This is a genomic window from Streptomyces sp. NPDC019224, assembly GCF_040632605.1.
GTDB lineage: Bacteria > Actinomycetota > Actinomycetes > Streptomycetales > Streptomycetaceae > Streptomyces.
In genome coordinates this window covers 51,823-62,150 of sequence record NZ_JBEYCF010000047.1, presented here as the reverse complement: position 1 = coordinate 62,150, position 10,328 = coordinate 51,823, and the positions used below count along the sequence as shown (strand labels likewise).

Sequence of the window (10,328 nt, the reverse complement as noted above, 5' to 3'; positions counted from 1 at the left end):
CGGCATGAGGCTGGGCATCGGAATCGGCTGGCGGCCGGAGATCGCCGACGAGGTGGAGGCGCTGCCGGGGCCGGACCACCCCCGCCTGCGTCACACCCAGCCCCGGTCCCTGGCGTACCAGCCGAGCTGGAGGCGCGTCGTCGCGTCGGCCCTGGCCATGAGGGCCTGGAGCCGGCGCTGCACGGTGCGGACCGACAGCCGTACCTGTCCGGCCACCGCCGTGTCCGTGAGACCGGCGAGCAGCAGCCGCAGGATGTGGGCGTCGACCGTGTCGATGTCGGTGTGCGGCTGCTCCTGGTAGGGGCGGGAACGCTGCCACACCTGCTCGAACAGCTCCCGCGCCACATGCGCCAGACCGCCGCGCAGCACCACGGCCGGGTCCACCCGGGCCTCGCGCCCGTGCAGCGGCAGCATCGCCACGGAACCGTCGCACAGGATCAGCTTGTAGGGGACCTCGGTGACCGTCCGCACCTCGACCCCGTCGGCGAGGGACTGCGCCACCTCGTCCGACCCGCCCGGCTCACTCAGGAACCCCTGGTCGACGACGGCCCGCACCCGCACCTGCCGGGAGATGGCCGTCACCTCCGCGCTGTCCGCCGGGGTGACCGCCTGGGGTGCGCCGGCCGAGAAGATGTCGATGGTGCTGCGCGCCGAGAGCTGGAGCTGGAGGTAGCGGGTGCGGATCGCCTCGGTGCCCTCGACGATCTCCACGAGGTCGCGCTGCGCCCGGTCGGCGGTGGCCGTGCGGTAGGTCTCCGCGAGCCGCGCCACGGCCAGCTCGGCGCGCTGGAGGCGTTCGCGCCGGGCGGCGAGCTCGGCCCCGAGGGCGACGGCCGGCGGGGCGGCGGCGTAGCGCGAGCCGTCGGCGACCCGCAGCACCAGCCCCCGTCCCACCAGGGCGAGCAGGGCGTCTCCGGTCCGCTCCTCGCTCATCCCGGCCGCCGCGGCCAGCTCCGGGCGGGCGGACGAGGGGAGCGCGATCAGTGCCTGGTAGGCGGCGGCCTCGTCGGCCGTGAGCCCGAGATCCTCCAACCCCATGGCGGCCCCCACTTCTGCGCTGCGTCACATGGCGAACTGATGTGGCAGAAGTGTCGCAGGCCGTCTCCGCGGCTGTCCCCTCACGGCCATACCAGGCAGTACGCCTGGTGCCCCGCGTCGTGCAGGCGGTGGCTGAAGTCCTGCCACTCGTGGAGCAGCTGGTACACGTTGAAGGCGTCGCGCGGGCCGCCGCGGTCGGGGACCGTGGACCAGATGAAGGCGGCGGCGCCCACGGTCTCCTCGCCGACGCCGCGCAGCGGGTCGACGACCGTCATCGGGAGCTTGACCACCGCGTAGTCGGGGTGCAGGACGACCAGTTCGAGCGGGGGGACCTTGTGCAGGGGTATGCCCTGTATGCCGGTGAGGACCATCGCGGCCACCGTCTCCGGCTTGATCTTGGTGAACATGCCGCCCATGCCGAGCTCGTCCCCGCCGAGCTCCTCGGGCCGCATGGAGATGGGCACGCGTGCGGCGGTGGCCCCGTCCGGAGCACCGAAATACTTGTAGGTCACCCCCACCCGGCCACCACTTCCGCTCCCGGCGCCACCGCCTGCCCGTGCCTCACCGGCCTGTATGCCCTGCTGGTGGCCGGCCTCGCGCCGGTGCCGGCCCCTCCGGGCAGGCTCGGGCCCCGGGCCGTCGGTCCCTTCGCCCACTCCGCCACCGCGATGCATATCTCATCCACCCGACTACTCACTGGGAGGCACAGCCCCCGCCGCGCAACCCGATCATCGTGTCAGTGACCTCCCCCACGGGCGTGCGGTGAAACACCTGTCCGCAAAGACCGTCCGGGGCTCTGACACCATGGCATGTGTGAGCTTTCCCTATGACGCCCCAGTTTCGCAGACGCTTTTCGACCGCGCGTCCCTCGTGACGCCCGGCGGCGTGAACTCTCCTGTCCGAGCCTTCCGGGCCGTGGGCGGTACGCCCCGGTTCATGGTGTCCGGTGCCGGTCCGTACCTGACCGATGCCGACGGGCGTGAGTACGTCGACCTCGTGTGTTCGTGGGGGCCGATGATTCTCGGCCACTCCCACCCCGAGGTGATCGCCGCAGTCCAGGAGGCCGTCGCCCGCGGCACCTCGTTCGGTACGCCGGGCGAGGGCGAGGTCGCGCTCGCCGAGGAGATCGTCGCGCGCGTCGAGCCGGTCGAGCAGGTGCGGCTGGTGTCGTCGGGGACCGAGGCGACCATGTCCGCGATTCGCCTCGCGCGCGGATTCACCGGCCGGGCGAAGGTCGTGAAGTTCGCCGGCTGCTACCACGGCCACGTGGACGCCCTGCTCGCCTCGGCCGGGTCCGGCGTCGCGACCTTCGGGTTGCCGGACACGCCCGGGGTCACCGGCGCCCAGGCGGGCGACACGATCGTGCTGCCGTACAACGACCTGGAGGCGGTGCGCGCCGCGTTCGCCGCGCACCCCGGGGAGATCGCGTGCGTGATCACCGAGGCGTCGCCGGGCAACATGGGCGTCGTGCCGCCGCTGGACGGGTTCAACGCGGGGCTCAAGGAGCTCTGCGCCGCCCACGGGGCCCTGTACGTCTCCGACGAGGTGATGACCGGATTCCGTACGTCGAAGGCCGGCTGGTTCGGCGTCGACGGGGTGCGGCCGGACCTGATGACCTTCGGCAAGGTCATGGGCGGCGGCTTCCCGGCCGCGGCGTTCGGCGGGCGCGCCGACGTGATGGCTCACCTGGCCCCGGCCGGGCCGGTCTACCAGGCGGGCACGCTGTCCGGCAACCCGGTCGCCACCGCCGCCGGGCTCGCGCAGCTGCGGCTGCTCGACGACGCCGCGTACGCGAAGGTGAACGCGGCCTCCGCCGAGATCCGGGGCCTGGTGAGCGCCGCCCTGGACAAGGAGGGCGTCGCGCACACCGTCCAGGCGGCGAGCAACATGTTCTCCGTCTTCTTCACCGAGGGGCCCGTCCGCGACTACGAGGACGCCAAGCGGCAGGAAGCCTTCCGCTTCACGGCGTTCTTCCACTCGATGCTGGCGCAGGGTGTCTACCTCCCGCCGTCCGCGTTCGAGTCGTGGTTCGTCTCCACCGCCCACGACACGCAGGCCGTCGAGCGCATCGCCGCCGCCCTGCCCGCCGCCGCCCGCGCTGCTTCGGAGGCCACCGCATGAGCGAGAAGACCGCCGACGACATCACCGTCGTCCATCTGATGCGCCACGGCGAGGTGCACAACCCGGAGGGCGTGCTGTACGGCCGCCGGCCCGGGTACCACCTCTCCGAGCTGGGCCGGCAGATGGCCGACCGGGTCGCCGAGCACCTGGAGAAGCGCGACATCACGTACGCCGTCGCCTCCCCGCTGGAGCGTGCCCAGGAGACGGCGTCCCCGATCGCCAAGGCGCACGGCCTGGACCTCGCCACCGACGAACGGCTCATCGAGGCCGCCAACGTCTTCGAGGGCAAGACCTTCGGCGTCGGCGACGGTGCGCTGCGCAAGCCGGACAACTGGAAGCACCTGACCAACCCGTTCCGTCCGTCGTGGGGCGAGCCGTACATCGAGCAGGTCGTCCGCATGATGGGCGCGCTCGACGCGGCGCGGGACGCGGCCCGGGGGCACGAGGCGGTCTGCGTCAGCCACCAGCTGCCGATCTGGATCGTGCGCAGCTTCGTGGAGCGGCGCCGGCTGTGGCACGACCCGCGCAAGCGGCAGTGCACCCTCGCCTCGCTGACCAGCTTCACGTACCGGGGCGACAAGATCGTGTCCGTCGGCTACTCGGAGCCGGCCCGCGACCTGGTCCCCGCGCACCTGCGGGCGGGCGCGAAGCCGGTGAAGGGCGCGTCGAAGGGGTTCGGGGCGTAGCGGCCCCGCGGGCCGGGGACCCGGGGCCGGGGCCGCGCCGATCGCGGTCGGTGGGCCCGGGCCGCCCCCGGCGGGCGTTTTGTCGTCAATTGCCGGACGGGCCGGACGGGGCGGACACGGCCGGACGGGGCGGACACGGCCGGACGGGGCGGACACGGCCGGACGGGGCGGACACGGCCGGACGGGGCGGCTGCGGTCGGACGGGCCGGACACGGCCGACGATCTGTATTCGGTTATGCGTTCGTAGATCGTCGAGGGCTGGTTTCGTAAAGAATTTTGTGCTATCCGGGGGAACCCCCGTGTGGCTACGCCCATCTAAGCCTTTGCCAGTTTGTATGTACTTGAGGCAAAACGACCGCAGATGGGAAGCCGCATGCGTGAGATCAGCCGAAGGGGATTGCTGGGTGCCGGTCTCGGGGCCGCGGCCGCCGTCGGAATGGCCGGTTGCAGCACCGCCGGTTCGTCCGGCCCCGGCGCGGGGGCCGGAAGCCCGAGCCCCGACAAGGGCGCCACCGGCCAGAAGGCGACCGGCGGCACCTCGAAGGGATCCGGGACCGAGAAGGCCGTCCGCCTCATCGGCGACGGTTCCACCGCCGACACCGGAAAACAGCCCAGGCAGCCGCAGGCCCCCGTTCCGCTGGAGCCCGGGCAGAAGCCGCCGCAGTTCGTGATCTTCTCCTGGGACGGGGCCGGCGAGGTCGGCAACGGACTGTTCCCCCGCTTTCTGGAACTCGCCCGGGAACACGACGCGTCGATGACCTTCTTCCTCTCCGGCCTCTATCTCCTGCCGGAATCGAAGAAAACGCTCTACCGCCCGCCGAACAACCCCGTAGGCGCCTCCGACATCGGCTATCTCACCGACGGCCACATCAAGGAGACGCTCAAGAACGTACGGCAGGCCTGGCTCGACGGCCACGAGATCGGCACCCACTTCAACGGGCATTTCTGCGCCGGCTCCGGATCGGTCGGCAACTGGACCCCGGCCCAGTGGCAGAACGAAATCGACCAGGCGATCTCCTTCGTCACCGAATGGCGCACCAACACCGGCTGGGACGACCTCGAACCGCTCCCCTTCGATTACCGCAAGGAACTCGTCGGCGCCCGTACCCCCTGTCTCCTCGGACAGGACAACCTGCTGCCCGTCGCGAAGAAGCTCGGCTGGCGCTACGACGCCAGCTCACCCGGCGGTACCCAGGTCTGGCCCGGCAAACGCCAGGGCATCTGGGACCTGCCGCTCCAGGGAATCCCGTTCCCCGGCCACACCTTCGAAGTCCTCTCCATGGACTACAACATCCTCGCCAACCAGTCCCTGAACTCCACCAAGGGAATGTCCTCGCGCTATCCCGGCTGGCGCGAACAGGCCACGCAGTCGTACCTGAGCGGATTCAAGCGCGCCTACGAGACGAACCGCGCGCCCTTCTACGTCGGAAACCACTTCGAGGAGTGGAACGGCGGTATCTACATGGACGCCGTCGAGGAGGCGCTCAAGCACATCGCCGGGAAACCGGATGTGCGCCTCGTCTCATTCCGCCAGTTCGTCGACTGGCTCGACGTCCAGGACCCGGCCGTCCTCGCCAAGCTCCGTACACTCCAGGTGGGCGAGGCACCCGCGGGCGGCTGGAACACCTTCTTTAAACGAGCCTGACAACGGGCTTTACGGGCACCGAGGGGGGTGCCCAAGATCCCCGCAACCGCCATGCGAAACTTTTCACATGAGCCATGGCCGCGCACCCCGACGCCGCTTCACCCTGCTCGCCGCCCCCCTGGCGGCCGCCGCGCTCGCACTGACGCTGACCGCGTGCGACTCCGGCAACCGGACCGGCGGCGGCGGCGACACCCACTTCGTCACGGGCAACGGCGGAATCTCCACCGCGGCCAAGGGCGAGCGCGCCGACGCACCGAAGCTGGACGGCGAGACCCTGGACGGCAAGCAGCTCGACCTCGCCGACTACAAGGGCAAGGTCGTCGTCCTCAACGCCTGGGGCTCGTGGTGCGCCCCCTGCCGGCTCGAAGCGAAGTACTTCAAGAAGGTCTCCGAGGCGACCGCGGACAAGGGCGTGCAGTTCGTCGGCGTCAACACCCGCGACACCGAGCGGAGCAACGCCGTCAGCTTCGAGAAGGACTTCGGGGTGCCCTACCCCAGCTTCTACGACCCCACCGGGAAGCTCCTGCTGCGCTTCCCCAAGGGCACCTTCAAGCTCCAGTCCATCCCCTCGACCGTCGTCATCGACCGGGAGGGCAAGCTCGCCGCCCGCTACGTCGGCCCGCTCGACGACACGCAGCTGCACAAGATGCTCGACCCGCTGATCGCGGAGAAGTGATCAGGTGAGCACCCTCGCCGCCGCCATGCAGAACGAGACGGTCCTGAGCGGGGCCCTTCTGGCCGCCCTGCCCCTCGCCCTGCTCGGCGGGCTCGTCTCCTTCTTCTCGCCCTGCGTCCTGCCCCTCGTCCCCGGCTACCTCAGCTACGTCACCGGGGTCAGCGGCGCCGACCTCGCTGAGGCCCGGCGCGGCCGCATGGTCGCCGGCGCCTCGCTCTTCGTCGCCGGCTTCACCGCAGTCTTCGTCTCCGGCGGCGCCCTCTTCGGCTACTTCGGCGACACGCTCCAGGAGAACAGCGGGCCCCTCACCAAGGTGCTCGGCGTGCTGATGGTCCTCATGGGCCTCTTCTTCATGGGCCTCATGCCGTGGATGACGCAGCGCGAGTTCCGCATCCACAGGAAGCCGGTGACCGGCCTGGTGGGCGCCCCGCTGCTCGGCGCGCTCTTCGGCATCGGCTGGACCCCGTGCCTCGGACCCACGCTCAGCTCGGTGTCCATCCTCGCCATGGACCAGGGAACCGCCGGACGCGGCGCCGTACTGACCGTCGCCTACTGCCTGGGCCTGGGCCTCCCCTTCGTGCTCGCCGCCGTCGCCTTCCGCAAGGCACTCGGAGCGTTCGGCTGGGTCAAGCGCCACTACGCCTGGGTCATGCGCATCGGCGGCGGCATGATGATCGTGACCGGGCTGCTCCTGCTCACCGGTGTGTGGGGCAGCATGATGCAGGAACTACAGGGCTGGTCGGCCGGCTTCCAGGTGGGGATCTGAGTACCAATGAGCAACACCACGTCCAACACCTCCCAGGAGCAGGACCAGGAGAACGCCGGTGACCTCGGCGCCGCCGGCTCCCAGCTCTCCACCGCCCCCCGCGAGGAGTCCCTGGCCGGCCTCCCCGCCATGGGCGTCATCGGCTGGGTCCGCTGGTTCTGGCGCCAGCTCACCTCCATGCGGGTCGCCCTGATCCTGCTCTTCCTGCTCTCGCTCGGCGCCGTCCCCGGCTCGCTGATCCCGCAGAACAGCGTCGACGAACTCAAGGTGCAGACGTTCAAGAACGCGCACACCACCGTCACGCCGATCTACGAGAAGCTCCAGTTCTTCGACGTCTACAGCTCGGTGTGGTTCTCCGCGATCTACATCCTGCTGTTCGTCTCGCTCATCGGCTGCATCGTCCCGCGCACCGGAACCTTCGTCGGCCAGCTCCGCAGCCGCCCGCCGGGCGCGCCCAAGCGCCTCACCCGGCTGCCCGCGTACACCACCTGGCGCACCGAGGCCGCTCCCGAGCGGGTCCACGAGGCCGCACTCGCGATCATGCGCAAGCGCCGCTACCGAGTCCACCTCTCCGGTGACGCCGTCGCCGCCGAGAAGGGCTACCTGCGCGAGGCCGGCAACCTGATCTTCCACATCGCGCTCATCGTGATGCTCGTCGCCTTCGCCTGGGGCCAGCTCTTCAAGTCCGAGGGCGCCAAGCTGGTCGTCGAGGGCGACGGCTTCTCCAACACCATCACCCAGTACGACGACTTCAAGTCCGGCTCGCTCTTCGACAACGACTCGCTGACGCCGTTCAGCTTCACCCTCGACGACTTCATCGGCACGTACGAACGCAAGGGCCCGCAGATCGGCACCCCGCGCACGTACGAGGCGCACGTGACGTTCTCCGACGGCGCGTACGGCAAGGAGCGGAAGAGGACCATCAAGGTCAACGAACCCCTCGTCGTCGACGGCACCAAGGTCTACCTCAACGCCCACGGCTACGCCCCCGTCATCTCCGTCAAGGACGGCCGGGGCAAGGAGATCTACAAGGCCGCCGTGCCCCTGCTGCCCATCGACAACAACGTCACGTCGAGCGGCGCCATCAAGGTCATGGACGGCTACCGCGACAAGAACGGCAAGAAGGAGCAGCTGGGCTTCCAGGCGTTCTTCGTGCCGACCTTCGCCGGCAAGGGCAAGGGCACCATGTGGTCCCAGTTCCCGGCCGCCGACTTCCCCGTCCTCGCGCTCAACGGCTACCACGGCTCGCTCGGCGTCGACTCCGGCATCGCGCAGAACGTGTACCAGCTCGACACGACCAAGATGAAGGAGTTCAAGGACGCCAAGGGCGAGCAGCTCAAGCAGCGCCTCCTCGTCGGCGAGACGATGAAGCTCCCCGACGGGGCCGGCTCCATCACCTTCGAGGGCCTCCAGGAGTGGGCGAGCTTCCAGATCTCCGAACAGCCCGCCAGCGGCTGGGCGCTCACCGGCGCCGTCGCCGCCATCGCCGGACTCGCCGGCTCCCTGTTCATCCAGCGCCGCCGCGTCTGGGTGCGGGCCGTGCGCGGCGCCGACGGCGTCACCGTCGTCGAGATGGCCGGGCTCGGCCGCAGCGAGTCCGCGAAGCTTCCCGAGGAGCTGGCCGACCTCGCGGTCACGCTCAACGCCGAGGCGCCCACCGCGCCCGGCACCGACAGCGACGTCGCCGAGGCGTCCTCCGCAGAACCTGCCGAAGGGGCTGAGAAATGAATCTCGCCGCCGCAACCAACGAGAACCTGGCACACACCAGCAATGTGCTGGTCTATTCGTCGATGGCCGTCTACACCCTGGCCTTCCTCGCGCACATCGCCGAGTGGGTGTTCGGCAGCCGCAGCAAGGTCGGCCGCACCGCCGCCGGGCTCACCACCGAGGAGGCCGCCGCCACGGCCGGCACGGTGAAGGTCCGGGTCGCCGCGAAGGGCGGGTCCACCGCCGTACTGGAACGGCCGAAGATCGTCACCCGCGCCGCGGCCGGGACGCGCGATGTCCCGGACGGCCCCGGCGCCGCCGGCGGCACCTTCAAGGGCGACCTCTACGGGCGGATGGCGGTCTCGCTGACCGTGCTCGCGTTCCTCGTCCAGGCCGGCGGCGTCGTCGCCCGCGCCCTGTCCGTGCAGCGCGCCCCCTGGGGCAACATGTACGAGTTCTCGATCACCTTCTCCACGGTGGCGGTCGGCGCGTACCTGGCCCTGCTGGCCCTGAAGAAGAACGTCCGCTGGATGGGGCTGATCCTGGTCACCGCCGTCCTGCTGGACCTCGGCCTCGCGACCACGGTGCTCTACACCTCCAGCGACCAGCTGGTGCCGGCCCTGCACTCGTACTGGCTGTGGATCCACGTCTCGACCGCCATCATCTGCGGCGCGGTGTTCTTCATCGGCGGCATCGGCACCCTCATCTACCTCTTCCGCGACAGCTACGAGAACAAGATCGCGAACGGCGGGGAGCCGGGCGCCTTCGCCCATTCCGTGCTCTCCCGGATGCCGTCCGCGTCGACCCTCGACAAGTTCTCGTACCGCATCAACGCGGCCGTCTTCCCGCTGTGGACGTTCACGATCATCGCGGGCGCGATCTGGGCCGGGGACGCCTGGGGCCGCTACTGGGGCTGGGACCCCAAGGAGGTCTGGTCCTTCATCACCTGGGTCGCCTACGCCTGCTACCTGCACGCCCGCGCCACCGCCGGCTGGAAGGGCCGCAAGGCCGCCTACCTGGCCCTGATCGCCTTCGGCTGCTGGATCTTCAACTACTACGGCGTCAACATCTTCGTCACCGGCAAGCACTCGTACGCCGGCGTCTGACGCACGCGCCAACGACGCTGCCCGCCACCCGGACCTCCGGGCGGCGGGCAGTTCTCGTACGCCGCGCGGTTACGAGTCCTCCGGGCCGTTCTCACGGCGCTTCAGTTCCTCCTCGCGGCGGCGCAGGTCCGCCTCCCAGTCCTTGAGGAGTGCCTCGTCCTTCTTGTTCTCTTCCTTCAGCGACTTCAGGAAGTCCGGGTTGTCGTCCGGCGCCACCCACTGCGAGCGGTGGTTGCGGTGCCACTCGGAGGGCGTGCGGCCCCCGGTGGGCGGCACGCGGACCTTGCCCGCGGCCAGCCACACGATCGGGCCGACGATCCAGAACAGCAGGATGATGAAGACCCAGGCGATCTTCGGCAGGTGCTTGGCCTCGTCCTCCGGGGTGTTCAGGCAGTCGATGAACGCGAAGATCGTCAGCGCCAGCGGCAGGAGGTAGATCAGGGCCCGGAGCATGATGGAAAGGTTCCCCCCCGAGGAGAGTTGGCGGGGCGATGCCCCGCCCCGGTGACGGGGCCAGAGTAGCCGGTGTCGTCCACGTCCCGGGGCGAGCGGGCCCGGGCACGGTTCGGCCGGACAGGCGGCC

Annotated in this window: 10 protein-coding genes; 7 read left to right on the top strand and 3 right to left on the bottom strand. The window is 70.2% G+C overall.

Annotated features, from left to right (window positions below; genetic code table 11):
- Positions 1–90 precede the first annotated feature (90 nt).
- Entirely contained in the window at positions 91–1,038 is a 948-nt protein-coding gene (locus tag ABZ564_RS25585) for a helix-turn-helix domain-containing protein (protein ID WP_360860867.1), read from the bottom strand.
- Positions 1,039–1,118: 80 nt separating this feature from the next.
- Positions 1,119–1,712 (bottom strand): hypothetical protein, encoded by a 594-nt coding sequence (locus tag ABZ564_RS25580; protein ID WP_360860865.1) that lies wholly within the window; start codon positions 1,710–1,712, stop codon positions 1,119–1,121.
- 130 nt (positions 1,713–1,842) lie between these two features.
- On the opposite strand from ABZ564_RS25580, the gene hemL reads away from it, so the two are divergent.
- The 7 genes from hemL (at position 1,843) to ccsB (ending at position 9,745) form a co-directional block, all read left to right on the top strand.
- Entirely contained in the window at positions 1,843–3,159 is a 1,317-nt protein-coding gene (gene hemL / locus ABZ564_RS25575; RefSeq protein WP_360860863.1) for a glutamate-1-semialdehyde 2,1-aminomutase, read from the top strand.
- Positions 3,156–3,845 carry a histidine phosphatase family protein gene (locus tag ABZ564_RS25570; protein ID WP_360860861.1) on the top strand — a complete coding sequence of 230 codons (690 nt, stop codon included), beginning with the start codon at positions 3,156–3,158 and terminating at the stop codon, positions 3,843–3,845. The genes hemL and ABZ564_RS25570 overlap by 4 nt, the downstream gene beginning before the upstream one ends.
- 373 nt (positions 3,846–4,218) lie before the next feature.
- Positions 4,219–5,490, top strand: coding sequence for a hypothetical protein (locus ABZ564_RS25565; RefSeq protein WP_360860859.1), 1,272 nt, complete (start codon positions 4,219–4,221; stop codon positions 5,488–5,490).
- 67 nt (positions 5,491–5,557) lie between these two features.
- Positions 5,558–6,166, top strand: a complete 609-nt coding sequence (locus ABZ564_RS25560; RefSeq protein WP_360860857.1) for a TlpA disulfide reductase family protein — start codon at positions 5,558–5,560, stop codon at positions 6,164–6,166.
- 25 nt (positions 6,167–6,191) lie between these two features.
- On the top strand, positions 6,192–6,932 hold the full coding sequence (locus tag ABZ564_RS25555) for a cytochrome c biogenesis protein CcdA (protein WP_360860871.1): 741 nt from the start codon (positions 6,192–6,194) through the stop codon (positions 6,930–6,932).
- A 6-nt stretch (positions 6,933–6,938) separates the two neighbouring features.
- Positions 6,939–8,660 carry a cytochrome c biogenesis protein ResB gene (locus ABZ564_RS25550; RefSeq protein WP_360860855.1) on the top strand — a complete coding sequence of 574 codons (1,722 nt, stop codon included), beginning with the start codon at positions 6,939–6,941 and terminating at the stop codon, positions 8,658–8,660.
- Entirely contained in the window at positions 8,657–9,745 is a 1,089-nt protein-coding gene (gene ccsB / locus ABZ564_RS25545) for a c-type cytochrome biogenesis protein CcsB (RefSeq protein ID WP_360860853.1), read from the top strand. Before ABZ564_RS25550 ends, ccsB begins: the two co-directional genes overlap by 4 nt.
- 69 nt (positions 9,746–9,814) lie before the next feature.
- Here ccsB and ABZ564_RS25540 read toward each other — a convergent pair whose 3' ends face one another.
- Positions 9,815–10,198 (bottom strand): PLD nuclease N-terminal domain-containing protein, encoded by a 384-nt coding sequence (locus ABZ564_RS25540; RefSeq protein ID WP_360860851.1) that lies wholly within the window; start codon positions 10,196–10,198, stop codon positions 9,815–9,817.
- Between the last annotated feature and the right edge of the window lie 130 nt (positions 10,199–10,328).

Bases quoted from the DNA above. Each gene is read 5' to 3' on its own strand.
- ABZ564_RS25585 (WP_360860867.1), bottom strand. From the start codon at position 1,038: ATGGGGTTGGAGGATCTCGGGCTCACGGCCGACGAGGCCGCCGCCTAC.
- ABZ564_RS25580 (WP_360860865.1), bottom strand. From the start codon at position 1,712: ATGCATCGCGGTGGCGGAGTGGGCGAAGGGACCGACGGCCCGGGGCCC.
- hemL (WP_360860863.1), top strand. From the start codon at position 1,843: ATGGCATGTGTGAGCTTTCCCTATGACGCCCCAGTTTCGCAGACGCTT.
- ABZ564_RS25570 (WP_360860861.1), top strand. From the start codon at position 3,156: ATGAGCGAGAAGACCGCCGACGACATCACCGTCGTCCATCTGATGCGC.
- ABZ564_RS25565 (WP_360860859.1), top strand. From the start codon at position 4,219: ATGCGTGAGATCAGCCGAAGGGGATTGCTGGGTGCCGGTCTCGGGGCC.
- ABZ564_RS25560 (WP_360860857.1), top strand. From the start codon at position 5,558: ATGAGCCATGGCCGCGCACCCCGACGCCGCTTCACCCTGCTCGCCGCC.
- ABZ564_RS25555 (WP_360860871.1), top strand. From the start codon at position 6,192: ATGCAGAACGAGACGGTCCTGAGCGGGGCCCTTCTGGCCGCCCTGCCC.
- ABZ564_RS25550 (WP_360860855.1), top strand. From the start codon at position 6,939: ATGAGCAACACCACGTCCAACACCTCCCAGGAGCAGGACCAGGAGAAC.
- ccsB (WP_360860853.1), top strand. From the start codon at position 8,657: ATGAATCTCGCCGCCGCAACCAACGAGAACCTGGCACACACCAGCAAT.
- ABZ564_RS25540 (WP_360860851.1), bottom strand. From the start codon at position 10,198: ATGCTCCGGGCCCTGATCTACCTCCTGCCGCTGGCGCTGACGATCTTC.